Raw genomic sequence first — 26,624 nt, 5'->3', positions numbered from 1 at the left:
ACAGCCTTGGCAGGCCATCGCGCAGCGATTTTGTTCAACTTGAAGTTGTTTATTAAACCTTTTTAACCTTAACCAACAACATCATAGGTCTACGCATTTCATTACACATTCCCGGCATACCCATCATATCTGCCGGAGGCATTGCTTCCTCAATAGCCTCAATTTGAAAACCACATTTTATAAGTGGATTCAATATCTGCGTTAATGTGTGGTGCTGTTTAATTACTCGTTGACCAAGAAAATTGGTTTCTCTTTCGCCTGTGTAATAGTAATTGTCGATTGGCCAATATTTAGGTTTCCCATTTTCATCATAAATCCAATCCTCATTAACACCTGCGGTGAAAGTCGGATGTTCAATATTGAATAGGAAATACCCACCTACTTTTAATGTGCAATACACCTTTTGATAAACATTAGCTAAATTTTCGATATAGTGCAGTACCAGGTTAGAAACAACTAGGTCATAAGTATTTTCAGGATAAATGTATTCTTCAACACCGCAAACTTTATACTTGATTTTGTCATCAGAGTTATCAGCTACTGCTTTTGCAATCATTTTTTGACTACTATCAATACCAAGAATTTCAGTAGCTCCCATTTGTGCGGCATATTTGCAATGCCAACCGTAACCACATCCTAAATCCAAAACTTTTTTTCCCTGTAATTTAGGGAATAACGGTTGCAACTGATGCCACTCTCCAGCAGCTTTCAGACCATCTTTGCTTCTTCCCATTTCCGCATATGCGGCAAAAAATTCACTATTATCGTAAATATTTCTCATTGATAATTACCTCCACAACTTCAGATTTGTTTAAATCAAAAATTTCCGTCACTTTCAGCCACTTACTTTTCATCCACCACCTGAAAAATGTAGAACTTGAGGTAATAGCTCTCGTCCGCTGCCCACAGGATCGGATGATCCGGGCCCTGTGTCTTGAATTCTACCTGGCGGAGACGCTTATGCGCACCATGAGAAGCCTCCCGGATTGTTTTGGCAAAAAGCTCAGGATCCATGAAATGGGAGCAGGAACAAGTTACCAGGAATCCGCCGTCTTTCACCAGCTTTAAGCCCCTAAGATTGATCTCACGATATCCTTTTACGGCATTTTTGATGGAATTGCGGGACTTGGTAAAAGCAGGCGGATCCAGGATCACCACATCATATTTCTCGCCCTGCGCTTCCAGCTCCGGCAATAACTCGAACACATCTGCACATCGGAAGCTTACCGTATTTTCCAGTCCGTTCAGCTTCGCATTTTCTGTTGCCTGATCCACAGCCAGCTGGGAAGCATCCACACCCAGAACACTCTTCGCTCCGGCAATTCCCGCATTCAAAGCAAAGGAGCCGGTGTGTGTGAAGCAGTCCAGCACCTTTTTATCCTTACAGAAACGATGAATGGCGGCACGGTTATTCTTCTGATCCAGGAAAAATCCGGTCTTCTGTCCGTCCTCTACATCCACCATGTAATGCACACCGTTCTCCACGATCTCTACTTTCGTGTCAAACGGTTCGCCGATGAAGCCTTTATAACGCTCCATACCCTCCTGTAAGCGTACCTTGGCATCGCTCCGCTCGTAGACACCGCGGATGGTAATGCCATCCTCCGCCAGTACTTTCTTCAAAGCATCAATGATCACAAGCTTCCACTTGTCGATTCCCAGTGCCAGAGATTCCACCACCAGTACATCAGAGAACTTATCAATGACAATACCCGGCAGGAAATCCGCCTCTCCGAAGATCAGACGACAGCTGGAGGTATCAATGGTCTCCTTGCGGTAATTCCAGGCATCCCGCACCCTCTGCTCAAAAAATGCCTCATCGATCACCGTATCCTTCCTGCGCGCCAGCAGACGGAGCGTGATCTTGGAATTGGTATTGATATAACCATATCCCATGAAGTAGCCGTCAAAATCATGGATAGCTATAATATCACCATTCTCAAAATCTCCCATAATGGATGCGATCTCATTGTCAAAGACCCACATCCCCCCGGCTTTCAGAGTTCTGCCCTCTCCTTTTTTCAATGTAACGATTGTATTATACATAGAATTTCCTCTCTTGATTTCGTGATTTTATCGTTTTTGCAACTTTTTCTTCTATCATATTCGTTTTTTGCTTGACAATCAATGGGTTTTTATTTATTATTTTAATGTTGACGCAATTAATGTTCACATCGTCGCGTGGCTCAGTTTGGTAGAGCGCTGCGTTCGGGACGCAGAGGTCGCAAGTTCGAATCTTGTCGCGACGACTAAAAATACTCCCTCACACATGTGTGAGGGAGTATTTTTGTCTCCACATTGTTCTAACTTATAACCTCTAGTCGACACGAACACACCGTTCGGGCGCAGAGGGTCCACGAGGTCCGGGGGACCTCGGCCTGGACCGACCGAAGCGGAGCGGAGACCCCACGAGGTCCGGGGGACCTCGGCCTGGACCGACCGAAGCGGAGACCATAAATTCAACTTTCGCTGGTTCAATCACGGGCTGAACGCCGCAAATTCTCTCCAATCCCCATAATCACAAACACCGTCGAAATATTCATCACCTGCTGGAAGCTGAACATATTGTTCACCGTATAGGCCAGCACACAGAACCCGCAGGCTCCCACCAGCATCGACTTTTTCCCGGCATGCAGGAAATTACGGATTACTGAGATCATCATTCCCGCATAACTGACCAGCCCCAGCACTCCTATATCCACCAGGATCGTCAGCCATTCATTATGTGCATTAGTGAGGCGGTTTCCATAGAAGAAATCATACACCATATTTTGCAGCTCCGGGCTGGCCTCATTCGACAGAAACGCATACATGCAATCCGGCCCTACGCCGAAAATCTTATGTAACAGATCTGCTTCCCAGAAGCATCTGGCTCCCGTCGACCAGGTGGCTCCCCTGTTGCTGCCCCAGGCCGCGCTGAACACTAGCCAGTTGCTACCCCCGTCACCTGCTGTCTCCGTCAGAAAGGACGTCAGTTTTCCGCCCAACAGCGTATTCGCCAGGATAAACGCTAATAATGCCACGCTCACAACCGGCAGTGCTACGCACAATATCCGATAGATGCCCCAAAAAAGTTTCCCACGGTATTGATTTCTGTTATTGCTGGTATGTACCAGCCACAGTACCACTACTGACACGATCGTCATAATCACACTCATTGCGGAAAACGTCAGGATATCCGTCACTTTTTCCATTGGCAGTTCCTGCGAAAGCACATTGCAACTCCGCAGAATATATGTGATCAGACATGCCACCGATAACAATGTCATTTCCTGCCAGAAGCATTCCATTTTTCTGCCATCTTTCACAGACATGCCAAACAATACAAACAGCATTACGGCTAAAGTTACAACACCACTGCTGCTGCCCTGGGTTACCAGAGAAGCAAAACCAATCGTCACATACCCCATCAGCAGCGCTCTCTTCCAAGTGATCTCCGATCCCATCCACCATAACAGATAAACTCCACCGAACAGCACCGTCACCAGATAACCGCAATACCAGTTAATATTTCCCACGGTAGAAATAAAGGAGGAATTGATGATCTCCTTATCTACAAGGCACAGCCCGAATTTATTCATATATCCGAGGAAAAAAACAATGGTCGACACCGGCAATGTCAGGGTCACGATCCAGTCGTTTCTCTGCCACATCCGTGAGATCATAAAATATACAATGACCGCTCCCAGCTGGGTCCACATCCCCATCCGCCAGGATGCCGTCCCCCACAGTGCCTCCTCCCGATACCGGGTAAACACATAGGACATTACCACGGCAATCCCGTATAGAGCAGCAAATTTATCCGTGGTGTTCAAAGCCTGCCAGATTCTTTTCGGAATAGTCCGAAATTCCGGAAGCTCCTGTTTCTGCTTTGCCACAATGAGGCGAAGGATCAGCCACAACACAAATACCGGAAGCAGACATTTCCCCACATAAGTCATAGTCTTAATAAAAAAATTCTCCTTGTCTGTTCCGATCTGGGCATAGCCCCTGTTGTACAACGGCAGTACAGCCAATATCACAAACAGATAAATACCGATCACAAGATCACACAGGAAGCGGCTGAAGCTGCACAACGTCTCCGCCACTGATTCCACTGATTTTTTTCCTTTTGTATTTTTTGCCATAGGTCCATCTCTCCAAAGCATGCTTCATCTAATACTTTTATGATAGCTTTCGCCACTTCTTTCGTCAATCTTTTCTCATTCCCGCCGGCCCTGCTCCCGCTGCCGGTCATACATACGGGCCAGGCTGTGATAAGTCTCATAGATGAGCACAAATCCCAATGGCCCCTTGATGATCCCCCAGACGCCAAACAGCCGGATTCCGGCATACAACGACACTAGCACTGCTATGGGGGATACCCCTATTTTCCTGCCGATGAGACGAGGTTCCATGACCTCCCGCAGAAAAATGCAGACCACATACAATACACCACAGACCAGCGCCCGGCCCCAGTTGCCATCCAGGATCTGAAACATGCCCAGCGGAACCAGTACCACTCCCGTTCCGATAAAAGGCAGCGCATCTAAAATCCCCGCCAGGATCCCCCACAAAATACCATGTTTTATTCCGGCGATTCCTAATATTGCCGCGGCTGTCATGGCAATCGTGGTCATAATGATCCCCTGGGCCTTTACAAAAGTGGCTATATAACGGACGATCCCGCAGATCACCTCCAGAAGTACATGACAGGCCTCCTGATCCAACAGACGGTTCATAATACCGTCATAGTCTTTCGCCAGCAGCACCGAAGCGATCAAAAACGTCACCAGAAATCCTCCCAGCTCCGCGAACCACTGCACATACTGCATAGACTGGGAAAGCATTCCCGGCAGAATATTTTCTTCCAGTGAATCCAGCCCCTCCTGTAGTCTGCCACTGACCGTATTTTCCAGATACGCAGTGTCCACACCAATAATCTCTCCCACGCTGCGACACAGCCCCCGGACGGCTTCCAGCCACTCCTGCTCCCGCAGTTCCAGATTGCCGATCCATACCGGCAGGCTGCCTAGCATCCAGGACACCAGAATCCAGAGTAACCCCACTAGCAACACTGTTGCCACGATGAGAAGCACTATGGCACTGAGGGGTCTGGGAAAATGCAGACGCTGATTCATCCGCTTCATCATTGGCCCAAAAATTGTGACAAACAGCATGGCCAACAGTACCGGTGCCGACAGAGGTGTCAGATATTGCAGAAAAAAATAGACTGCCCCCGTTACCAGAAGCAGTACTATCATCTTTTTTCCTATTATTTTTTTGCCAAATTCTCCCCAATCCATGCCGCACACTTCCTTTTTGGGATTAGTGTGTGCCGGACAGGCTTTTTTATCCTTCGAAAATATCCTCCGAAGGAATTTTCGTAAATTTTTCAAATGCAGGATTCTGCGGTTTCACCCGGAATGACATCTTTTTGCCGTTGCCGGGATGGGTAAAATCCAGAGAATATGCGCAAAGTGCCACGCCGCGATATGCCGGACTCCCTGTCGTTCCGGCGACTGTAGTGTTCCCGTATTTGGTATCTCCCAACAACGCCCATCCCGCATGGGCAAACTGCACGCGGATCTGGTGGAACCGTCCGGTCTCAATGCAGACATCTGCCAGTGCCAGCGGCATAGGCTGATTAATTTTCTCCAAAATGCTATAATGCAGTTTTGCGATCTTTGCGTCCGGAAAATTCTTCTCTCTGCCGGTGACTGCCACTGCCACGCTGCCCTCTTTCCGTAGATAATCCACAAGCTCCCCTTCCGAAGCATCAGGATATCCACAGAGTACCGCATAATACTGTTTATTCAATGTGCCCGCCGACAATTGTTTCGTCAGAACTGCTGCCGTCTTTTTCTCTTTGGCGAATACCAGCACACCCTCCACCGGCTGATCCAGCCTGTGGATCACCGCCAGATAAGGCTCTCCCTGTCCGGCTCCTGCCTGTTTCGCCAGATAGGACTTCAATTCACTGACCACATCTGCCTGTCCGATCCGGGCAGACTGTACCGCCAGTCCTGCCGGTTTGCGGATGACCAGTATGCTGTTATCTTCATATAATATTTCCGTTTTCATAACCTATTCCTCTGTCATCCCCCTAACCGTTGTTCCGGATGTTAATCTATACCGTTGCATCTCTATTACCTAATCACTTTCTCAGTCCTTTAGGATAATGATTCTTCATGACGCCTCCGGCCAGCTTCCCCCAGCCAAGGCTACAGCCGTCCACGCAGATCAGATACCAGCCCTTCTCGCCTTCCGCGGAAAAAGTCTGTCCCTTCAGATAAGCAGCGGCTTCCTCCTCAGACAGCTTCCACACATGCTTCACATCCTCCGGGCGCAGTGCCAGTGCTAACGCGTGCGCCGGTTCAAAACGGTTCTTTTTCAAGGTGCCCAGATGCAGTCCGGGACGCAATACCTTCAGTCCTTTCAACCCGGGCATTCTCTCCGGCATGCGGTACAGGTTATCACCAAATGCCAAAAAGCCTTCTCCGGCAGTGCATAGTCCTGCTTTGATCGTCTGCTCCTCCGAAAAAGTCTCTTTTGCGAAGTTAAAATACTCTGCCCAGTCCTTTGTCAGATTCTTCGCCGGAATTCCCTTCTCTGGTCCGGTGGCACTCACCGGCTGACAGCCTTCCGGAAGCTCTCCCTTTTTCTGTAATACTGCGGCATAATGCCCCTCGCCACGTAACTTATGGGGCCACAGGCGCAAGGTGCCTTCGATACCCGGCGCCGGGTTCTCCACACAGCCCGGAATACCGTCACACCCCTCCGGGATCCCCAGTGTTTTTTTATCTATGGGGACAATCTCGAATTCCTCATGCTTTGCCAGGAAACGGCTGATACTTCCCTCATTTTCCGCAGGTGCAAAGGTGCAGGTAGAATACACCAGTCTGCCGCCGGGTACCAGCATCCGGGCGGCACATTCCAGAATGCCGTCCTGTCTGTCCGCACAGAGCTGTACATTCTCCGGGCTCCATTCCTCACAGGCCACTTCATTCTTCCGGAACATTCCCTCTCCGGAGCAGGGTGCATCCACCAGGATCCGGTCAAAATATTCCTCGAAAATATCCGCCAGGTGCTCCGGCGTCTCATTCAATACACAGGCGTTGCGGATGCCCATGCGCTCCACGTTCTCCGAGAGTATTTTCGCCCTCGCCGGGTGGATCTCATTCGTGACAAGCAGTCCTTCTCCCTCCATCGCTGATGCGATCTGGGTACTTTTCCCTCCGGGAGCAGCACATAGATCGAGGATCCGCTCTCCGGGCTGTGGTGACAGTAGTGTCACAGGTGCCATGGCACTGGGTTCCTGAATATAATAAAGTCCCGCTTCATGCCAGGGATGTTTTCCCGGCTGGTCCTCTTTGGTATAGTAATATCCGTTCTCCGCCCAGGGAACCGGCTGCAGCTGAAAAGTCTGCTTAACTTTTTCTGTTATGACAGACATGTCATCCTTTTTTAACGGATTCAGACGCAATGCCTGATATTTTTCATGCTCAAAGCTTGCCAGGAACTCTTCATATTCCGATTCCAAAAGTCCCTGCATTCTCTCTGTAAATGACTGCGGAAGCATAAGTTTCCTCCATCTCTGTCCTCTATTCCGGACTCTGTTCCCATTAACTGTATCACAGCTCCTATTCGGGGGCAATCATTTCTTGCCAACCGTAACCCGGGCAACTATAATATTTCCTGTAAGTGTTTGTATTGTTGTAGTTCTGAAAGAGTAACCCATTGTTTATATTTTTATTATTTTCATTAAGAAAAGAGGTTCCTATGTCTATCTTCAAAAAAACACTGAGCTGTGCCGTTCTGGCGGCTCTGAGTACCTGTGCACTGGCCGGCTGTGGCAAACAGGATGCAGCCAATGAAACCGCAGCGACCTCCTCTGAGGCACCTTCCGCTGCCATCACCGAGACCATCTCCGAAAGCACAACCGCTCCCGAACAGACATCCGTCCCCGAAACAGTCGAAGCCCAGCCTGTGGAAACTGAACCCCCATCTTCCGAAGCACTCTCCGTGGATGCCTCCACGCCCTATGGGCAGCATGGCGCTCTCCATGTAGAAAACGGTAAGCTGACAGACGAAAACGGCAACACCGTTCAGCTTTACGGCATGTCTACCCACGGTATTGCCTGGTTCCCCCAGTATATCAATTATGATTCCTTCCGTACCCTGCGGGACGACTGGAATACTAACTGTATCCGCCTCGCCATGTATACAGCGGAATACGGCGGTTATTGTGCCGGCGGTGATAAGGAACAGCTGAAGCAGCTGGTAAGAGACGGTGTATCCTACGCCACAGAGCTTGGAATGTACGTGATCGTAGACTGGCATATTTTAAGTGATTGCGACCCGAATCAGAACAAAGATGAGGCGATCGCCTTTTTCCGGGAAATGGCGGAAGCTTTTGCCGACAACGACAATGTGCTCTATGAGATCTGCAATGAACCCAACGGCGGTACTTCCTGGGACAGCATCAAGTCTTACGCAGAAGAAGTCATCCCGGTGATCCGGGCGCAGAAGCCGGATGCCGTAATTCTCGTGGGAACACCAACCTGGAGTCAGGAGATCGACAAGGCTGCCGCTTCTCCGCTGGATGACAGCAATGTAATGTATACGCTACATTTCTACGCAGGCACCCATAAAGACGACCTGCGGAACCGCTTAGAGACCTGTGTTCAGAACAATCTTCCGGTCTTCGTCAGCGAATTCGGTATGTGTGAGGCCTCCGGCAATGGTGCCAACGATTTTGTTTCCACCACCAAGTGGCTGGATCTGCTGAACAAGTACCAGATCAGCTTCTGTTGCTGGAATCTCGCCAACAAAGACGAAAGCAGCAGCGTCTTCAAGGCTTCCAGCACGGCACTTTCCGACTGGACCGACGATGATTTCAATGAATCCGGACGCTGGATCCGTGACTACTTCCGCGGAATGCCACAGAAATAGCCACATATCATTTCTTTACAATAATTCTTCGTCATAAACCGCTCTGCCGCCACCAATGAATTTCGGTCTGGTGCGGGCGCATACCACATGGGCGTCTCCGATCTGTCCGGACCGGAGGCGCACCGGTACTGCCACATCTCTCAGATGCATTCCGATCAGCGTATCCCCGATATCCATTCCTGCTGCCGCCTGAATATGTTCCACAGCCACCGGATGCTCGAAGGCTTTATACGCCGCCGTCGCAAAAGATCCGCCTGCCTTAGGCTGAGGTACCACATTTACCATGGGATAACCATATTTTACCGCAGCCTCTTTTTCCAGAATCAGTGCGCGGTTCAGATGCTCACAACACTGCGCAGCCAGATATACCCCGGCTTCCTGCGTGGCCTGGTAAATACCGCCGAAGACCATCTCCGCCAGCTCCGGGCTGGAATAGGTACCGATAGTAGCACCTCCCACCTCACTGGTAGAACAGCCTACCACAAACAGCTCTCCCTGCTCCAGCCTCGCCTTTTCCAAAATCTCCTTGGCCGCCAGATAAGCCTCTTCTGCAATGATTGTCATATCTTCTGTCATGACGAATACCTCCCAGATTATTTTTTAGTTATTGCCATCTTTTCTGCCTTTCCCGGCAGACAGACTGCTTTCTATAGTTACAGCAGACAGTTTTCCAATACCAATATCATTAAAAAAACGATATTTGCTATGGTAAACCATCCAAAATACTTCTTTTTCTCTCCCGGAATCTGTCTGGCCACCTGTTTATAAGAGATCAGACTGGCCATGGATGCGATCAGCGTCCCCAACCCTCCCAGATTCGTACCGATGATCAATGCCGTTATATTTTCCGTAAATCCGGATAACAGCAGGGCCGCCGGAACATTACTGATCACCTGACTGGCAATCACGGCTGTCATCACTTCTCTACCTCCGATGATCTTCTGCAGGAAATCACAGAAAGCAGGCATTCTTCCCATATTTCCTATAAAAATAAAGAAGCCCACAAACGTCAGCAAAAGCGAATAATCCACTTTTATAAGAGTACCACGATCTAAAAGGAGAACCGCCAATGCCACAGTTCCCAATGTCACCGGATAAGGAATCATATGAGCCACAGTCAGCAGACACAACACAAATAACAGCAAATATGCCGGAAGTAAATATTTCTTTTGTTCCAGCTTCTCATCTTCTGTCAGCAAAACTTCTGCTCCCCGGACTTCGATTCCGCTTCGTTTTGCCACAATTACCACACAGATCATCAGTAAAAGCAGTGACACCAGAGAATAAGGCAGCATCAAAAGTATAAATGTTCCAGCGGACATCTGTGTTTTCCCATATAAATACAGATTCTGCGGATTTCCGATCGGCGTCAGCATACTTCCCAGATTGGCAGCTATCGTCTGCAGAACGATCACAGGTACTGTCAGTTTTTTCACAGCTTCTTCGCCTGTCAGCTGCAGCACAATGAAGGTAAACGGTACAAACGTTATCAATGACACATCATTGGTGATGATCATACTGAAAAAGAAACACAAAAGTACCAATACCTCTGCCAACTGTATGGTATTCTGTGTATGCCTCAACAGCGTTTTTGCAATATTACGGAAAACACCCAGTTTCTGCAAGCCTGCCATCACCGTCATCAGGCAGAAAAGGATCGAAAGTGTGCGGAAATCAATATATCCTACATATTCTCTGTCCGGCGGAATCATCACCGCGGACACTATTGCCAGCAGGATCGCTACGGTCAGAACCGTCTCTCTTTTTAGGAATTCACTCAGTTTTCTCTTTACTTCCATACTCATTTGTTCCTTTGCCCCACAACCTCACAAAATAATTTCAGAGGAATATAGTAAAATTAAGAATATTTTCTACGGAGCATGTTATGTCTATTCTGCCCCCTCTGCTCTTCGGCATCTCAGCCAGTCTGGATGCCCTTCTGGTAGGTATGGCTCTGGGCCTCCAGAAAGTCCCTCTGCCTGCCAGACATAATCTGCTGATCAGCACAGTCACCCTGATCGGGACTGTGATCTCTATAGGTCTTGGCAACCTGTTGTTACCCTTGTTTCCCATCGGCATCGGTACCCGGATCGGAAGCAGTGTACTGATCCTTTTCGGTCTTTACTACGTGGGAAAATGGCTGCTTTCCAGATGGTGCTGCAATTTTTCCCCGGATAATAATCTGTGCCAGAAAAAGAAAAAATTTGCCGGGCACCGGGAATTATCCCTGTCGCAGATACTGGCGCTGGGCTGTGCCCTTTCCATGAACAATATCGGCATCGGTTTCTCCGCCAGTATTACGGGACTTCCTTTCCTTCCGGCATCGGTGTCCACCTTTTTCTGCTCCTTCGGATTTCTGGCTTTCGGAAGCCGTCTGGGCAGGTCTGCTTTCCTGCAGCAGATCGGGGAATATACGGATCCCGTCTCAGGTTTATTGTTGATCCTGCTGGGGTTGTGTCAATTATACCACTGATCCGTATAGTTCCGAAAAACTTGGGGAATCTATCTGAATAATAATACCATATACCTGTTTGGCAGTCTATGCAAGTGATCAGAAAGGATTCCCCACTATGGTACAACGCTCCTTATCCACAAATCTATCCAAAAATACGGCACTTTTCCACGCTCTGCTGCCACTGGATGACAGTTTTGACCTGATCACCCGTGACCTGAAGCTGGGAAATACGCCGGCTTACTGGATCGGTGTCAATGGTTTTTGTAAGACGGAGATCCTTCAACAAATTTTTTCCGACTTGCAGGACCCCCTCTATACACTGGATTCCGAAATCCGGGATCTCCCTCGCTATGTGCAGAGCAAACTGGGGTATGCCCAGGTGTCACTGACTTCCTCTATAGATACGATTCTGCAAAATATTCTCAGTGGCCCCTCTGTCCTTCTGGTAGAAGGTTTTGCACAGGCCGTGATCATCGATGTCCGTACCTATCCTGTCCGCAGCATTTCCGAACCTGACACCGAACGGATCACCCGTGGTGCCCGGGACGGTTTTGTGGAGACGTTGTTGTTCAATACCAATCTGATCCGCCGGAGGGTGCGTTCTCCGAAACTGACATTCTCTATCTGTTCTCTGGGTGTAGAAAGCCGCACGGATGTAGCTATCGCCTATCTGGCGGATCAGGTCAATGAGGAATTATTAGATACCTTAAAGAAAAAGCTTTCCCAATTACAGATCACTTCCCTGACCATGGGCAGCAAAAGTCTGGAAGAACTCCTGATCAAAAAACGCTGGTGGAATCCTCTGCCCAGTATCCAGCTGACGGAACGGCCCGATGTGGCCTGCAGCTATCTGTGCGAAGGGCATATTCTGCTCATCGTGGACAACTCCCCTGCCGTTCTGCTGCTTCCCGGTACGATCTTCCAGTTTACCCAGAGTCCGGAGGACTATTACAACAATCCTCTGACCGGAACTTATTTCCGCATGATACGCTTCCTGTGCATTCCGGTCAGTCTCCTACTCCTTCCGGTATTTTTACTTCTCTCCGCCTACTATCCCGAGATTACTGCCTCGCTGCAGCTCACACCCGTCAGCGATCTGTCACCCTTCCGCCTTTTTTTCTATGTGCTGGCGGTGGAGTTCCTGCTGGATCTTTTCAAGTATTCAGCGGCACTCAGCTCCAGCCGCGTCTCCGGTGCTCTGTCCATTGTCGGCGGACTATTAATCGGTGACATTGCTGTCAGTCTTAACTGGGCCTCCACGGAAGTCCTCTTCTATGCTGCCGTCACCATGCTGGCGAATCTGTCCCTCTCCAGTATCGAATTTGCTGATGCTCTGCGGATCTACCGTATTCTTTTGGTCGTCACAACAGGGCTCTGGGGATTGCCGGGATTCCTTATCGGTCTGACACTGGTGACAGTCTCTATTTTGACTACCCCGACCTTCGCGGGCTTCAGCTACTTCTGGCCCCTCTTTCCTTTTAACGGCCCGGCTCTCCGAAGCCTCCTGTTCCGCCGCCCCACCTACAAAGCCCAGCCCAGTAAAGTCTGGTCCCGCGGTCATGCGCATACAAAATGAAGCTCCTATACAAACCGGAACAAATACGTATTCCCTTTTGCTTCTGAAATTTTCCATGCGGACCGGAGCGGAGCGTAGACATCGAACTTTCGAGCCCTGGCAGGGCTCGAAAAAAAGAACGATACCGATTTGGTATCGTTCTTTTTTCAAGCGCGAGACGGGGATCGAAGCCTTTTCCCCCGTTGCAAGGGTTTTCCAACGGCTTGCCCGTGGAAACCTTGCAACGGGGAGAGGTCGATCCGTCTGCTTCACTGGCTATTATGTTTCTCTCCTGCCAAAAGTTGGGGAGCCGCCGTAGGCGGCAGTATTACCCCCAACTTTTGAGACATGAGACATTGTACCATAACCCCCTTATATTGTCTATGTTTCTTCATGTCTCACTTGTTTTGTAACTTTTGAGACATGAGACATAAAGGGTTTATATATGGGAAAAAGGAAAACAGATATTGATAATGTACAAAAATTAAGACGTTGGCAGATTACCATTAACAATCCTATTGATAAGGGTTGGACGCACGAAGCTTTGAAGAATGTACTTCAAGAAATGAGTGTTGTTTACTGGTGTATGGCTGATGAACAAGCTTCTACTTTTCATACGCATATCTATGTTGTATTCAAAAATCAAGTTCGATTAGAAACCATGTGCAATAAGTTTAAAGGTGGTCATTTTGATGTTTGTGAGGGTAATTCTCGGCAAAATCGTGATTATGTTTTCAAAGAGGGGAAGTGGTTGGATTCTGAAAAAGGAACTACTAATTTCCGTGATTCACATGAGGAATGGGGTGTTTTACCGGAAGAAAGTCAAGGCAGACGGGCGGATATGGCAGAGTTGTATGATCTCATAAAACAAGGGTGTTCTAACTATGAGATTCTTGAAACAAATCCCCGTTTTATTCTTCACATGGATAAGGTAGAACGGGCGAGACAGACTGTTAGGGAAGAAAAGTTTAAGGAATTATGGCGGTGGGTTGAAACTACTTATATTTGGGGAACTACCGGAGCAGGTAAAACCCGTAGTGTTATGGATGAATATGGTTATAGTAATGTTTATCGGGTTACTGACTATGAACATCCTTTTGATTCCTATAAAGGTCAAGATGTTCTTGTGTTCGAAGAGTTCCGCAGCAGTCTCCGTATAGATGATATGTTGAAATATTTAGACGGTTATCCGTTAGAACTTCCTGCACGATATATGAACCGTGTTGCATGCTTTACAAAAATATTCATTATATCAAACATTGATATACGTAACCAGTATCCAAATATACAGAAAGAGGAAAAGGAGACTTGGAATGCTTTTTTACGGAGAATAAAAACCGTGAAAGTATACATAAATGATACTGTTCGTGAAATGCCTTTAGATACATATTTGAAATATGAGTATCCTTTTTTAATAAGCACTCCTTTTGATAGTGAGGTGGCACAATGAAAAATTGTGATTTGTTCGTATGTCGGTATGTGGATTCTTGTATTGTGGGTGTTAGCTGTGAAAATGGTATGTATCCGGTATGTAAGTTTCAATTATGTCATGTGTGCTGTTTTAAAGATAAGTGCAAGAAAAAAGAAAATATTTTATTACAGAAAGAGGGAAAATGATTATGTTTAATTGTGGTAGCTATTCTGGTGTAACTTGTGTTGATGGTGGTTGTCCGGATGCTCTTGCGGAAGAATACTCTGATTATGGTTATACTCATACAGATTGTTCCGAGTGTGCTTATTATAGAGGATGCAAGGATTGTTATTTTAATCGCAGATCACGTTGTGTTGTATATGAAAAAGATATTCAGTGGGTATATACGATTGAAGAAAAGAAAATGTTTGAAAGTGTATATTCAAAAGAAAGTGAGGAATATGGAGAGGTTGCGGATTTTATTTTTTGAATGATGTTGGTATAGAGACAAGACTCGGAAGTTTCTTTTTTGAAGAAGTTGTAAAGGACTGTTGATTTTCAGCAGTTCTTTTTTTTATGAAAGTGTACTATCAAAACATTGTGCATAGTGTACATATATTTAAGTACACTTTGTGCATAGTGCGAATATACACCATGTGCATAGTGTGCTATCATATAAGAGTAAGGAAGATTGAAAGTGCACAATCAATCAGAATCAAGGGTTAAGGAAAGAGGTAAAAAATATGGATATTTTTATTAAGGAGTATAACGCAAAAGTTAAGACTTTAGAGTTTGTTAAGAAAGCGTATGGAAAATGTAATTTTGGTTCGGTTGATTCAAGTTATCAGTATTTACTGGGTTATGCAAATGCTTTATATGATTGTGGTCTGATTACTTCTATTGATTTGCAAAAAGCTTTTGATATAACTGAAAAACTGTTTGAAGAATTTAAGTAATTGTTGTAGCTGTCCTATCGGCTTGACGGGGATTAAAAAGGAGAAAAGTCTATGAAAGAATTAGTGAAAATCAGTCGTGTAAGTGGTATGTTAGAAAAAATGTATCGGCAGCTTAATCAAGATAAATTTAACGGAGAACTTGAAGATCCTATTATTACAATTCAATCCACACCGAGGGCATACGGACATGTTACTTGTGGTAAGGTATGGAAAAGCAAGGATGTAGCACGATATGAGTTAAATATAGGTGCAGGCACTTTAGATAGACCTATTGAAAATGTAGTTTCAACATTATTACATGAAATGGTACATATCTATCATTTAATGAATAATATACAAGATTGTTCCCGTGGTGGTACATATCACAACCGGAAATTCAAAGAGAAAGCGGAAAACGTCGGATTGGTTATAAGTAAAGATCCCCGTATTGGTTGGAGCCTTACAGAACCTAGTGAAGAATTGATTGAATATATCATATCGCAAGGTTGGACGGATATTCTTATTAACAGACAAGAAAGTATAAGGATAGGTGGTGTATCCGGTGGCAGTAGTGGTGATTCTTCCGGGAATAAGCCACCCAGAAAGCCTAGTTCTACAAGAAAATATATTTGTCCATGTTGTGGTAATTCTGTAAGAGCCACAAAAGAAATCAATATAATATGCGGTGATTGTATGAAACAAATGGTAAAGGAAGAGTAAAACAAGCTCTTCCTTTTTATGTGGTTTTGCCGTGGTATTGTGTCAATTAAAATACTCTTTTTCGTGCATTTCGGAAAAGGAAGATTTTACTTGACGCAATACTTCCCCCGTGTTTCTGTACTCTTCAAACTGGTGTTCGTGGGGTCTGATAGACGCACTTCTATCAGATCCCCTTGGTTACTCCGTGTGTCGGTCATTGAGATAATGCTGGTTCATTTTGCCAGTATACCCATTCAAGCTATCTCTGCCTAGATCACACAGTATTGTATATTATTTCCAGTTTACTTCCGGTTTCTGCCCTTGAACAAAAATTGTATCTCGAGTGAAGCGGTACGTTGCTAAATATATTCTTTGCAATCCTATGATTGTAAAGAATATATTTAGAACGTGCTGAGCGAGGGTTGCCACGAAGAGAAAAAGTATACCCCCTCTCAATGAGTTTGAGAGGGGGTATAGGGGTGAGTTAGAATCATAATAAGTTAAGAGTAGTAGCCATCATAATAATACCGATACCTATAACGGAACCTATAATGCTACAAGTAAGTCCTGCGATTGCTGTACCATGTGCTCTATCTTTCTGACACATGGCTACGGTTGCAAATATTATCCCCAGTATTCCCAGTACAATAGGAATGCCACCTACTACACATGATGAAAGCAAACTAATAATTCCCAGTATCATAGATGTTATTCCAAAACCACTTTGTTTCATTATCGTTCCCTCTTAATTGTTGATGTTTATAGAGTTATTTGTTCCTTTTTGTGTGATATTGCCTATTTGAATGGTTTTTCCACTCATTTTCATATCGTCATATATTAAGTGTTTTATATATTCTGTGATAGAATCGTATCCTATCTCTTTTGCTCTATTTGCAATGAGTTCTTTGTCACCCTTTTTAACATTGAGTGCTATTCTATCGTAATTATCTTTTGCAAAACTCTGGTCGTATTTCTTTTTATCGAATGCCATATTATTCTCCTATTGTTAACATTGTGCATAGTGTTGAATAATATATAAATATCTTTGTGCATAGTGTATATTGTAACTATGTGCATAGTGTGATATTCTATTATCAACAAATGAGATGCAATTCTTGTTTGGGTTAAGCTTCTCGGCTATTTCGGCTGTATGGTCGAATAGTCGAGTAAGAGGTTGATAGAAAGATTATTTCAAATATTTGTATATTTGTCAATATCAATCCCTACTTCTTCCTTACGGCATGGGTTTTGGCATTTAAAAAAAATGACTAGCCTACCAACGATCATTTTTCCCATTGCCCCCCGGATATAAAGCCTGGTGCTTTTATCATAGACACTATAAATGCGATTGTGAAAAGAAAGAGAGGAAAAAAGAATATGCAGAAAGAAAAAGTCGCATTAACACTGGTAGGTATTAAACGTTTCGTGAGTAAGAAAGGCAATAATGTTTGTCTTTTATCCGTAAGTAGACCGTATACACCGGAAGAGAATGACAAGGGTTCGTTTGGTGCACAGATTCGTGAAGAGTTTGTTCCGCAGGATCAGATCAATGATTTTGGTGCCGACGATATTGGCAAGACCGTTGAGTTTGAGTATGGTTTCAACTATTACGGTAGACCGGAAATTACTCGCATTTTGGTTAAATAACCGTTTGCATGGAGACTGTAAGTGGGGGTAATGCTTCTGTAATTTCACTGGATAGTGAAAGTGAAGTGGTTATTGATACTGCTTTAAATGAATTAGAAACGGTAAGTGGTAATGATGCCGCAATAGGTTCTAATGAGTATACAGAGGTAGTACAAGTTGATCTTAGTTCCTTGGAAACTGAATTAGTGGGGGTAAATGAAAAGCTTGCTTTGCTGATAACTCTTATCTGCGTCTGTATTATTTGGACTGTGGTTAAGAATGTCAATAAATTCTTTGACTGGTTTTTTTAGTTAGAGAAAATACATGAGAAAGGAGAATGCGCTTATGCCTAGTTTAATGGTGTTTGCAGGTGCCGAGGCATCTACCCCCGTTCTTTCCGGTGTGGTTACTGCTGCTATGTTGAACGGTGTGTTCAATGAGATTGTCGGCTTACTGCCCGTTATCGTTCCCGTATCTGTTGGCTTTATCGCAATTCGTAAAGGACTTGGCTTTTTGTTCAGTTCTCTGCGTGCCGCTTAAAGCAAGGGTTCAAGTTCGTAATAGAGTGGGAATTTCCCACTCTATTTTTTTACAAAAAAAATTGTGCATTGAAAGTGCATTTTCAAGAAAAGGAGATTTTTACAATGGGTCTTATTTTAGGTGTTTGCTTTATGGTTATTTGCTTCATGTATTATGCTACTTGCAAAAAAATGAGTGCAGAAATTAATGATTTAAGAAAGAAGGCTGATGACTATTATGATGCTATATGTTTGCTCAAAGAAGAATGTAATTCGATTGGACAATCGGTTCAGCAGGATACTGTGGATAATGTTGATAACATTGAAGCGTAGTCCGGTTATTCGTTTCTTTGATAATTTTATGGTTGCGTTGTTGGGTACTTCTTTAGGAATGGCTGTTATGTTTGCCATTGTTTTATTTTCTTTTTGGCTTAACTAAAGTTAAGCAGTTGTTGAGAGGAGAAAGCAAGTGTTTAGTAAGATTAAGAGTTTATGTAAGGAATTTTATAAATCGAGAAAGTCGGTTGCATCATTTGTTCTTGCTATGATGCTTGCTTTCTCTGCTTTTATGGGTACTGTGATAAAGTCCGAAGCGGCTTATACTACATCTAAATTTTATTTTGACTTTAATAGTGCAAGTTCAGTTTTAAAATCTACTTTTGGGGAAGATTCTTTTAATTTGGTTCTTTTAAAAGCTACTTCAAAGAATCCTATGACTTCTATTCCTTATACATATAAGGATCAATCACTTACTTTAAGACCGTTTTATTTTCGGAATGGAAGTTCTTGGGGATATATTACTAATTTTAAATACATTGCTATATGTACTAATAAGATTTTTTATTGTAATGATGGTGATACTAGAAGTGATATTAACAGAGAATTGGATCGTTTTACATTTGGTACAAGACAAAATGAGCAAATATATTCTCTTATTTTTTATTCTAATGACGGTATTAACTGGGTAAGATATTTTGGTGGTTTTATCAATAATGCTTCTTGTGCTGATTCTGCGGAAGGTTTTTTTCTATTTGATCCTCGTTATTATAATATAATGACTTCTTTCCCAGTTCGGTCAGTTTATACTGGAGAAGTTGCTTATACTGTTAATATTTCTTCTGCGGAAATGAAAGATTTGAAGAATATTTCTGATAAACCGGAACCTACTACAAGTCCTAGTGGCGGTAGTTCTTCCGGAAGTGGTTCTTCAAGCGGCGGTTCTTCTGGTTCAAATACCGAAGAAGAAAAAGGGTTTTTTGCTTCTGTAAAAGAATCTTTATCTAATATTCTTACGAATATTAAGGAACTTCCCAGTGCGGTTGTTAATGTTCCCACAACTATGATTAACTTTTGGAAGAATTTTATAGGTAGTCATAGTATTGGAGATATTATTACGGCTGTTAAGGATGCTCCGAGTAATATTTTTAACGCATGGAAGAGTTTTTTCGGAAGTCATACATTTCTTGAATTGCTTAATGCTGTTAAAAATGTTCCTGCTACTGTATCGAGTTGGTGGAAAGATAATTTACCCAGTGTGATTCAAGCTATAAAAGATGTTCCATCGACGGTCTCCGGTTGGTGGTCTGATCATTTACCGGAAATATTGCAGGCTATTGTTGATACTCCTACTACTGTGTGGAATTGGTGGAAAGAGCAGTTACCGGATGTTGTGAATGCGATTATCGAATCACCCAAAACTGTTTTGTCTTTTTGGAAAGATTTCTTCAATCAGCATTCATTTTCCGATATTTTACAAGCTATTGCGGATGCTCCGAAAGACATTTTGAAGTTTTGGGAAAATCTATTTGGTTCTGATTCCATTAAGGATATTTTTAAAGATCTGTTAGATGTTCCCAGTAACTTATTGAATTTTTGGGATGATACGATAGTGGGGTTTATTGAAAGTGTAGAATCAAAATTTACATTTATTGAAGAGAGTAAATCTAACATACAACTTATAATAGATCGGCTCACTAGTATGTCAAATCCAAAACCGCCCGTGATTACTTTACCGTTTTCAAAGACTGTTATGTCTAAATATGGTGTTGGTGATATAGAAATGACGTTTGAATGGCTTGCTCCGTATCATGAACTACTGATGAATGTTGAATCGGCTTGTTTGTATGTTGCATTTTGTGTAAGGAACTTCTTTGATGTGAAGAATATGCTCAATGCTACCAGTGGCGCTTCTAATGTTCTAACACGTTTGTAAGGTGGTGAAATTATGTTATTGATATTTGGTAATTCAATAATTGCTTTTATATTAAATACGCTGTCGCAGTTAGCTGATTCTTTGCAATCTGTTGTGCCTGGTATGTCTCTCGTTAGTTCGTTTTTGGACTATGTGGCAATAGCGGCTTATTTTGTTCCTATTGATACAATAGTTATTTTGTTTTCATGTATTGTTCTGAAGGAGTTATTTAAAATAGGACTTGCATTCATGAAAATGCTGTTTAATTTTATACCGTTTATGTAAGGTGGTGTTTATATGCAAATATTGTTAGGCTTTTTTCAAGTTTTTAAATATCCCATATATTTTTTAGTTGGTCTTATTTTGGTGTGGTTTGTTAGTTTTGCATATTTCTTTATAAAGGAATATACGCATGGCAGACGGTTGAAGAGAGGACTTCATAAACCCGTTCCTCAAAGTAATTTACTTGTAAAGATATTTTATGAAGCCCCTCGGATGTATGTGGCTGATATATATGACCGTGATCCTGACTATTTTAAATATCAAGGTTTGGTTATTTATACTGGACGGCAAGGACAAGGTAAGACGGTTGCCATGGTTAGGGATATTATGATGATGCAGAAAGAGTATCCCCGTGCAAAGTGTATCACTAATTTATCCTATGAGTATGAAGATGGTGCTTTGACGAACTGGCGGCAACTTATAGATTATAAGAATGGTATATATGGTGTGATTGTTGGCTTGGATGAAATTCAAAACTGGTTTTCCAGTAAGCAATCAAAAGATTTCCCACCGGAAATGTTTGAAGTTGTTACACAGAATCGTAAGAACAGACGTATTATCATGGCTACTACACAGAACTTCTATCAGCCTGCAAAAGATATTCGTGCACAATGTACAGAGGTTCGTAAGTGTATGACTTTGTTAGGGGTTTTTACTATCGTTCATGCAGTCAGACCTATTCTTGATTCTAACGGAGAGGTTCAACAGTGGAAACATATTCGTTTTTACTGTTTTGTGCATGATAAGGAAATTCGTGATTCCTATGATACATATAAAGTCATTGAATCACTTATGAAAAGCGGTTTTTATAATCGTAATGAAAAAGACGGTGATACAAATATCTATGTAATACCAGATAAGAAAAAACGAAGGAAGTGGTAGAGCATGACGGAAAAGGAATGGTTAGATATTGGCTATGACAAAAATATTATTGATGTGCAGGCTTATGAAGAAATTACTTTTCATGATGTATACAAGCAATGGTTTTTAATGAAACTAAAACGTATCAAGGAGCAGTCTTGTGATCGCATAGAAGTTACTTTTAATAAGTATTATGCAAATGATCCTATTATTGAAAAGTACATTTCAAAAATATCAACAACTAATATTATTGATTTTTTGACTTCATGTGTTATTAAGCACGGTGTTATTAATTATAAGGAGTTTGGTCGTATAATGCAGATTATCAATAATGTTTTGGTTTACGCAAAAGATTTACAGATAGGCGGTGCACAATTATATGACTGGGAGAAAATTAAGCGTTATGTTCCCCTTGACAGTTTGGAATCGTCGGCATATAAGGAATTTTGTGTTCCTTTGTCTGCTATTCATAAGGTTTTCGATTCAGTTGTGAATAAGAAAATTTATTATGAAAAACAGTCTGCGTGTCTTTGCTTGTGTATGAATTTTTATTTGGGGTTGCGTATTGGAGAACTTGCAAGCCTTACATTCAATGACTTTGATTTTGATGCAGGAGTAGTTCGTATTTATAAAACGGAGTGTAAATTTTATAACCGGACAGAGGATGGTTCTCGGCTTGGTGCAATGGTGTATAACGTTGTAGAGGATACGAAAACTATATATAGTGTTCGTGAAATTCCTATTGTGCCGGAAGTAAAAGCTTTTTACAAAAAGATTGCAGAACATCATAAGTTATGTAAATATAATTCACCTTATCTTGCTTATGATGGTAAGGATACTATTTTGGTGCGGTCACTGGATAGAACATTACGGAGACTTTGCAGACTTTGTGAAGTGGACTATTTCAATAGTCATAAGATACGAAAGACATTTGCCAGTACGCTCCATGATAATGGTGTTCCGACTCGTGTTATTTCTGATCTCATGGGGCATAGTTTGTTATCTACCACAGAGAATTGTTATATATTGTCTCGGTCTGAAAACTATGTAAATGTATATAATTATATGCAAGATGGCTTGAAGTATGTGAGTTAATATAGTAAGATATATCTGATACTGTTGTTAGACATATAAGAAAAAATCCGCCTGAATTATCAGACGGATAAGGGTTAAGGTAAGCGCGAGACGGGGATCGAACCCGCGACCCCCTCCTTGGCAAGGAGGTGCTCCACCGCTGAGCCACTCGCGCATAATGTACAGGTCAAAACCTGTATCTTGAAGGTATGAAATTAATTGTGTTGACATTCATCCGCAATCTGATGAATGTCTGCTGTGTGTCTCACAGCAAAGACTATATTACATGATGAATGCCAAACTGTCAAGAAAATTTTTGAAATTTTTCGAAAAATTCCACCACATCCTATTTATCCGTAGTAAGATGGCTGTATTCTCCCTTTCGATTATAGGAATCTGTCAGGTAGCTTTCATCCGTAAGAATGCATTCGATCTCCTGATCGTCCTCTTTGTACTGGCTTCTCTTCCGCAGATCCTCTTTAGTATGCTGTTGCTTTGTCTGCAGGAAATCTCCGCTATGGGATCCCAGGAATCGTCCCGGCAGCCGGTCCATCAGTTTTCTGGCTACCTTCTGTACCTGATAACGCACTTTCTGAAAAGGATTCGCCGGCATGGCATCCTTTGCTTCCACAGGCCGGAAATACGTATGGGTAGCCGCCGTCTCCACCGCCGCCCTGTTCAACGTAGTCTTCACGCCCACAGAATTTCCCGTAACAAGCGTCTCCTGACCCGCGATATGATTACCGCTGCCATCCTTCTGTGAACTTATCGCGTCATTGGATTCTTTGCTGTCTCCCCAGATCTTCTGTAAGAGCTGTTTTCCACTATTCCCAATATTCTGTACCCAGGACAACAGGTTTCCCTTAGAATTCTCCTGCAAGGCTTCTGTAGCCATCTGCGCCGTCTGCGCGGCTCCGGACTTAGCCCCCATACTGCCCGTATCCGTATTTGCCCCATGTTCATGAAGACATGATGTTACATGATGAGAATATGTGTCATGTCCGCTTCCGACTCCACCGACCTGCATAAGCGCCTCCGTTCCTGTTTCCGGGTCTACCTGTTCTATCATGTATATCGGAGGTATTCACTATTTTATTCAGTCTCCCGGGGCACCTTGTTATAATTGGTCATCCGCACACACCTCTTTCACGTACTTATCAACAAAGCATCATTCTGCTTAGACAAGATCTCTTGAAAGTCAAACCTAATTTTGGGTTTTATGTAATTGTTCCAGGTCAAAAAATGCTGCTTTTTTTCTTGACACGGGAACATATGTTTTCTACAATTATTGTAGTGCAGCTCTACTAATTTAATTGGAAGGAAACACCTCATGGGTGATTTACTCAATGTCGACATGAATTACCTTATTGGAAAAAAAGAATCTACTGAAATTATTCCGGATAGCTATTATCTCAATCCAGAAGCCCGTGACATGGCTCAGTTTCTCTTCGAGAATCCGGAATACAAGGTCCTCTTCGATGCCTCACGGAAAGTGAAGCCGGAGGACATTCAGTTTGTAAAAGAGATGATCGAGATCGGGGCGCACAAAAGAAATGGGAATCACTATGAATCAGTATGTAGTATTACAAGTGACACTTAAGGAGAAACTTATCGGAACTGCATCCAAGAATCTGAAGGAGCTCGAGGATGTGATCAACGCCCAGGCTGCAAAGGGATACCGCCTGCACCACACTATTACCACCGCTTCTGCCAATAGTACCGGCTTCGGCGGCGGAGACCGGATCCAGGCTACTATGGTATTCGAGAAACTCTGATGTTGTTGCACCGGTGCAATTTTTCAAAAATATAAATTTTAGGAATAACTTGACAAGGCTTGCACATAATGGTATTATTCCACTAATTAGCGAATGACTGGTGTCCGGTCGCGAAAGAGTCTTGGAATTGTATTCCAGGGCTCTTTTTACATACAAAGGAGAATTGTAATGAACGAACAAGAATTTGAAAAACAGTTAAATGCTTTGCACGAACGCGTGCTCTCGAAAGCTCTTTCTGACGAAGAGAAAAATAATGATATTGTCAATATTGGTTTACACTTTTTTCTCAAGGATGTTCGACCTATGCTGCCTCCTGTAATGAATCGTAGTATTGTTGACGCTTAATCATCGGAGGTAAGCCACCATTAGCAGAGCAGATTCTTCGGTTATTCCAATAGCTGATGAAATATCTCCAGATGAGTGTTTTTAACTGTTCTACTGTCATTGAAGTGGTATCATAACGTCCATAAAGTAATTCTTCTTTGAATCTTGCCCACATGCTTTCGCATCTGGCATTGTCGTGGCATCTGCCGCCAGCACTGTTCATGCTTTGGAGAATGCCATATTTGCTGATTGCTTTACGATATAACTCACTTGTGTACTGTGTTCCTCTGATACAGCATCAGGATATACTTCCAAAGTTGATGCTGTATCATAAAAGTAAGGGGCGGCAGCACTTTAGGCTGTCGCTCCTTGACTGCCTAACTGCAAAACCGGGCGGGGCTGTCAACGGCGGCTCTGCAAGAGCCGTTCATCTTGCCGTTGACTGGCTCGACTGGGTTTGCTATTCTTTAAGTGTTGTCTGTAAGTCGTTTGTAAAAATATCATCTCCGGCGCACAATCATTTTCTACCAAAGTAGCGGCATAAAAAATTTCATTGTCCTGCCTTTCAAAAATAAGAAGTTTCCATTTTTTTGACTGCAAATTCCGAGGCTGTCTCTTGTACAATTTCTAGTACATTGACATCTTCTGCTATATTTCCTTGACGGGGTTCCAGCTCATTGTTAGTTACCACTTCTGCCTTGCCAGCGTCCGATGCACCATAAGAGAAATTTACTATGGTAGCATTGCTGTATTTTTCAAAAGCTGCATAGTATTCTTCTTCTGTAATTACATCTGTTTCCTCTCCTTTTTTCATGGTATAAGCAGCATTTCCACTTTCGTCAAATTGCTCATAAATCCCCTCTGCCAGTCTGAGCGAACCGGATTTTTCAATTTCAAAACGCTGCATATCGTGACCGGAAGCAGCATAAATACCTGTTTCATCATAGGCGATAGGATATGCTGTTCCCATACTTTCTATTGTTCCTATGTTTTTAACTTCTTTATCTATCAAATAATATACATCACAATTAAGTGCTGCCTGATTTCCCAAACCGTCATTATATACTTGTGAGGTAACAAGTAAAACAGGTAAAGAAGCATTTGTATCAATAATTGCAAAAAGCTCATTATCTTCCAATTCTCCGACAGTTTCTCCATAAATAGCAGCGTTTTCACTACCTTTTTCTCCACATGCACATAAAGAAAAGATTAACACACATAAAGCCATATATGAAATAAACTTCTTTGCCTTATACATATTTTCAGTCTCCTTTTTTTCTTCTTTCAATGGTATAACTTATGAACAATATCACTCCGATTGCTGCCGCAATAATAGACGGTATCATTAACCGCATATAATCAATAGGGGCATTTTCGTATTGTCCTGTAACGATATATCGGTATAGCATATACTGGGTACTAAGTGTTGTGCTTTGTAGCGCAATTACATAGGCGAAATTTAATATGCTAACCATAATAAAAATCAGACCACTAATTAGCAACAGCGTCATTTTTCTGTTATGAAGATTTATTTTCATCAAATCTTCTAAAGTTATTTGCTCATCAGTTTTGTTTGCCACACCTGCTTCTCCTTCCTTTAGCAAATCATCTAATGACACATGAAAAATTCTGCTTATTTTAACGATACTTTCTAAATCAGGGGAAGTGCTATCTGACTCCCATTTGGAAATAGTCTGTCTGGATACGTTAAGTTTTTCTGCTAATTGTTCTTGTGTCATTCCCGAAAGTTTCCTTAATTGGTTGATTTTATTTCCAATTTCCATTTTGTGTCCTCCTTTAAGAGCAATTTTAAATAAAATAAACAATTTTTTCTATCAACATTGCTTTACATTTGCGCTCAAAATAATAACATTTATGAAATTGCTTGTTTTTCTGCACTTTAAGTGTTCATATAAAGGCATTTAAAATTATGATATTGTCAATATTGGTTGACACATTTATCTCAAAGATATCATTTCCTATG

32 protein-coding genes and 2 tRNA genes are annotated in these 26,624 nt (G+C 43.0%); 19 read left to right on the top strand and 15 right to left on the bottom strand.

Annotated features, from left to right (window positions below; all coding sequences use genetic code 11):
* Positions 1-52: 52 nt before the first annotated feature.
* The gene (locus DWZ61_RS17890) at positions 53-781 is read right to left on the bottom strand and encodes a class I SAM-dependent methyltransferase (RefSeq protein ID WP_022262569.1); all 729 of its coding nucleotides are present in this window, start codon (positions 779-781) and stop codon (positions 53-55) included.
* A 62-nt stretch (positions 782-843) separates the two neighbouring features.
* A complete protein-coding gene (locus DWZ61_RS17885) occupies positions 844-2,046 on the bottom strand; it encodes a class I SAM-dependent rRNA methyltransferase (protein WP_118539932.1) in 1,203 nt (400 codons plus the stop codon).
* A 129-nt stretch (positions 2,047-2,175) separates the two neighbouring features.
* Here DWZ61_RS17885 and DWZ61_RS17880 point away from each other — a divergent pair.
* A tRNA-Pro gene (locus DWZ61_RS17880) sits at positions 2,176-2,249 on the top strand.
* Between the two features lie 225 nt (positions 2,250-2,474).
* Here the strand turns inward: DWZ61_RS17880 and DWZ61_RS17875 are convergent.
* The 4 genes from DWZ61_RS17875 to DWZ61_RS17860 form a co-directional block, all read right to left on the bottom strand.
* Positions 2,475-4,127: an O-antigen ligase family protein gene (locus DWZ61_RS17875; protein ID WP_172594828.1), complete on the bottom strand. Its 1,653-nt coding sequence runs from the start codon at positions 4,125-4,127 to the stop codon at positions 2,475-2,477.
* 75 nt (positions 4,128-4,202) lie between these two features.
* Complete coding sequence (locus tag DWZ61_RS17870) at positions 4,203-5,285, bottom strand: AI-2E family transporter (protein ID WP_118539930.1); 1,083 nt, start codon at positions 5,283-5,285, stop codon at positions 4,203-4,205.
* Between the two features lie 46 nt (positions 5,286-5,331).
* Complete coding sequence (locus DWZ61_RS17865) at positions 5,332-6,063, bottom strand: RluA family pseudouridine synthase (protein ID WP_118539929.1); 732 nt, start codon at positions 6,061-6,063, stop codon at positions 5,332-5,334.
* Positions 6,064-6,136: 73 nt separating this feature from the next.
* Entirely contained in the window at positions 6,137-7,561 is a 1,425-nt protein-coding gene (locus DWZ61_RS17860) for an RsmF rRNA methyltransferase first C-terminal domain-containing protein (RefSeq protein ID WP_118539928.1), read from the bottom strand.
* A gap of 200 nt (positions 7,562-7,761) precedes the next feature.
* On the opposite strand from DWZ61_RS17860, the gene DWZ61_RS17855 reads away from it, so the two are divergent.
* Positions 7,762-8,934, top strand: coding sequence for a glycoside hydrolase family 5 protein (locus tag DWZ61_RS17855; protein WP_118539927.1), 1,173 nt, complete (start codon positions 7,762-7,764; stop codon positions 8,932-8,934).
* Between the two features lie 15 nt (positions 8,935-8,949).
* Here the strand turns inward: DWZ61_RS17855 and DWZ61_RS17850 are convergent, their stop codons facing one another.
* Together DWZ61_RS17850 and DWZ61_RS17845 are read right to left on the bottom strand one after the other, a co-directional pair.
* Positions 8,950-9,510 (bottom strand): TIGR01440 family protein, encoded by a 561-nt coding sequence (locus DWZ61_RS17850; RefSeq protein ID WP_117465343.1) that lies wholly within the window; start codon positions 9,508-9,510, stop codon positions 8,950-8,952.
* A gap of 77 nt (positions 9,511-9,587) precedes the next feature.
* On the bottom strand, positions 9,588-10,739 hold the full coding sequence (locus DWZ61_RS17845; RefSeq protein WP_118539926.1) for an SLC13 family permease: 1,152 nt from the start codon (positions 10,737-10,739) through the stop codon (positions 9,588-9,590).
* 80 nt (positions 10,740-10,819) lie between these two features.
* Here DWZ61_RS17845 and DWZ61_RS17840 point away from each other — a divergent pair, with 80 nt between their 5' ends.
* From DWZ61_RS17840 to DWZ61_RS17815, 6 genes are all read left to right on the top strand, one after another.
* The gene (locus DWZ61_RS17840) at positions 10,820-11,407 is read left to right on the top strand and encodes a manganese efflux pump (RefSeq protein WP_118539925.1); all 588 of its coding nucleotides are present in this window, start codon (positions 10,820-10,822) and stop codon (positions 11,405-11,407) included.
* Positions 11,408-11,504: 97 nt separating this feature from the next.
* Positions 11,505-12,965 carry a spore germination protein gene (locus DWZ61_RS17835; protein WP_118539924.1) on the top strand — a complete coding sequence of 487 codons (1,461 nt, stop codon included), beginning with the start codon at positions 11,505-11,507 and terminating at the stop codon, positions 12,963-12,965.
* A gap of 424 nt (positions 12,966-13,389) precedes the next feature.
* Entirely contained in the window at positions 13,390-14,394 is a 1,005-nt protein-coding gene (locus tag DWZ61_RS17830; RefSeq protein ID WP_207664190.1) for a replication protein, read from the top strand.
* A 169-nt stretch (positions 14,395-14,563) separates the two neighbouring features.
* The gene (locus tag DWZ61_RS17825; RefSeq protein ID WP_182427178.1) at positions 14,564-14,845 is read left to right on the top strand and encodes a hypothetical protein; all 282 of its coding nucleotides are present in this window, start codon (positions 14,564-14,566) and stop codon (positions 14,843-14,845) included.
* 253 nt (positions 14,846-15,098) lie between these two features.
* Positions 15,099-15,311, top strand: a complete 213-nt coding sequence (locus tag DWZ61_RS17820) for a hypothetical protein (protein ID WP_118539922.1) — start codon at positions 15,099-15,101, stop codon at positions 15,309-15,311.
* Positions 15,312-15,362: 51 nt separating this feature from the next.
* On the top strand, positions 15,363-16,010 hold the full coding sequence (locus tag DWZ61_RS17815) for a SprT-like domain-containing protein (protein ID WP_118539921.1): 648 nt from the start codon (positions 15,363-15,365) through the stop codon (positions 16,008-16,010).
* Between the two features lie 469 nt (positions 16,011-16,479).
* On the opposite strand, the gene DWZ61_RS17810 is transcribed toward DWZ61_RS17815, so the two are convergent.
* Entirely contained in the window at positions 16,480-16,722 is a 243-nt protein-coding gene (locus tag DWZ61_RS17810; RefSeq protein ID WP_118539920.1) for a hypothetical protein, read from the bottom strand.
* Positions 16,723-16,734: 12 nt separating this feature from the next.
* Positions 16,735-16,980 (bottom strand): hypothetical protein, encoded by a 246-nt coding sequence (locus tag DWZ61_RS17805; RefSeq protein ID WP_118539919.1) that lies wholly within the window; start codon positions 16,978-16,980, stop codon positions 16,735-16,737.
* 386 nt (positions 16,981-17,366) lie between these two features.
* Between DWZ61_RS17805 and DWZ61_RS17800 the strand changes: the two genes are divergently transcribed.
* The 8 genes from DWZ61_RS17800 to DWZ61_RS17765 all read left to right on the top strand — a co-directional run bounded on the left by DWZ61_RS17800 (position 17,367) and on the right by DWZ61_RS17765 (position 22,562).
* Positions 17,367-17,636: a hypothetical protein gene (locus DWZ61_RS17800; protein WP_118539918.1), complete on the top strand. Its 270-nt coding sequence runs from the start codon at positions 17,367-17,369 to the stop codon at positions 17,634-17,636.
* An 8-nt stretch (positions 17,637-17,644) separates the two neighbouring features.
* Positions 17,645-17,926 carry a hypothetical protein gene (locus tag DWZ61_RS17795; protein ID WP_118539917.1) on the top strand — a complete coding sequence of 94 codons (282 nt, stop codon included), beginning with the start codon at positions 17,645-17,647 and terminating at the stop codon, positions 17,924-17,926.
* Between the two features lie 34 nt (positions 17,927-17,960).
* A complete protein-coding gene (locus tag DWZ61_RS17790; RefSeq protein ID WP_118539916.1) occupies positions 17,961-18,155 on the top strand; it encodes a hypothetical protein in 195 nt (64 codons plus the stop codon).
* Positions 18,156-18,259: 104 nt separating this feature from the next.
* Positions 18,260-18,466 (top strand): hypothetical protein, encoded by a 207-nt coding sequence (locus tag DWZ61_RS17785; protein ID WP_118539915.1) that lies wholly within the window; start codon positions 18,260-18,262, stop codon positions 18,464-18,466.
* Between the two features lie 136 nt (positions 18,467-18,602).
* Complete coding sequence (locus DWZ61_RS17780; RefSeq protein ID WP_118539914.1) at positions 18,603-20,345, top strand: hypothetical protein; 1,743 nt, start codon at positions 18,603-18,605, stop codon at positions 20,343-20,345.
* A gap of 12 nt (positions 20,346-20,357) precedes the next feature.
* Entirely contained in the window at positions 20,358-20,609 is a 252-nt protein-coding gene (locus DWZ61_RS17775) for a hypothetical protein (RefSeq protein ID WP_118539913.1), read from the top strand.
* Between the two features lie 12 nt (positions 20,610-20,621).
* Positions 20,622-21,488 (top strand): zonular occludens toxin domain-containing protein, encoded by an 867-nt coding sequence (locus tag DWZ61_RS17770; RefSeq protein WP_118539912.1) that lies wholly within the window; start codon positions 20,622-20,624, stop codon positions 21,486-21,488.
* Between the two features lie 3 nt (positions 21,489-21,491).
* On the top strand, positions 21,492-22,562 hold the full coding sequence (locus tag DWZ61_RS17765) for a site-specific integrase (protein WP_118539911.1): 1,071 nt from the start codon (positions 21,492-21,494) through the stop codon (positions 22,560-22,562).
* An 82-nt stretch (positions 22,563-22,644) separates the two neighbouring features.
* Here DWZ61_RS17765 and DWZ61_RS17760 read toward each other — a convergent pair.
* Both DWZ61_RS17760 and DWZ61_RS17755 read right to left on the bottom strand, forming a co-directional pair.
* Positions 22,645-22,716, bottom strand: a tRNA-Gly gene (locus DWZ61_RS17760).
* A 171-nt stretch (positions 22,717-22,887) separates the two neighbouring features.
* The gene (locus DWZ61_RS17755) at positions 22,888-23,568 is read right to left on the bottom strand and encodes a hypothetical protein (protein ID WP_145985630.1); all 681 of its coding nucleotides are present in this window, start codon (positions 23,566-23,568) and stop codon (positions 22,888-22,890) included.
* Between the two features lie 303 nt (positions 23,569-23,871).
* Here DWZ61_RS17755 and DWZ61_RS17750 point away from each other — a divergent pair, with 303 nt between their 5' ends.
* From DWZ61_RS17750 to DWZ61_RS19860, 3 genes are all read left to right on the top strand, one after another.
* Positions 23,872-24,141, top strand: a complete 270-nt coding sequence (locus tag DWZ61_RS17750; RefSeq protein ID WP_118502990.1) for a hypothetical protein — start codon at positions 23,872-23,874, stop codon at positions 24,139-24,141.
* Positions 24,107-24,316: a DUF4177 domain-containing protein gene (locus tag DWZ61_RS17745; protein WP_172594829.1), complete on the top strand. Its 210-nt coding sequence runs from the start codon at positions 24,107-24,109 to the stop codon at positions 24,314-24,316. Before DWZ61_RS17750 ends, DWZ61_RS17745 begins: the two co-directional genes overlap by 35 nt.
* A gap of 168 nt (positions 24,317-24,484) precedes the next feature.
* A complete protein-coding gene (locus DWZ61_RS19860; protein ID WP_172594653.1) occupies positions 24,485-24,661 on the top strand; it encodes a hypothetical protein in 177 nt (58 codons plus the stop codon).
* Here the strand turns inward: DWZ61_RS19860 and DWZ61_RS17740 are convergent.
* The 3 genes from DWZ61_RS17740 to DWZ61_RS17725 form a co-directional block, all read right to left on the bottom strand.
* A complete protein-coding gene (locus tag DWZ61_RS17740) occupies positions 24,618-24,863 on the bottom strand; it encodes an integrase core domain-containing protein (protein ID WP_006855993.1) in 246 nt (81 codons plus the stop codon). The genes DWZ61_RS19860 and DWZ61_RS17740 overlap by 44 nt on opposite strands.
* Before the next feature lie 342 nt (positions 24,864-25,205).
* A complete protein-coding gene (locus tag DWZ61_RS17730) occupies positions 25,206-25,898 on the bottom strand; it encodes a hypothetical protein (RefSeq protein WP_172594830.1) in 693 nt (230 codons plus the stop codon).
* Between the two features lie 4 nt (positions 25,899-25,902).
* Positions 25,903-26,424, bottom strand: coding sequence for a helix-turn-helix transcriptional regulator (locus DWZ61_RS17725; protein ID WP_022154496.1), 522 nt, complete (start codon positions 26,422-26,424; stop codon positions 25,903-25,905).
* Between the last annotated feature and the right edge of the window lie 200 nt (positions 26,425-26,624).

The organism is Clostridium sp. AF34-10BH, assembly GCF_003478095.1.
Lineage (GTDB): Bacteria > Bacillota > Clostridia > Lachnospirales > Lachnospiraceae > Acetatifactor > Acetatifactor acetigignens.
Note: the sequence above shows the minus strand (reverse complement) of the source record. Positions and strands in the feature narration are given on the sequence as shown.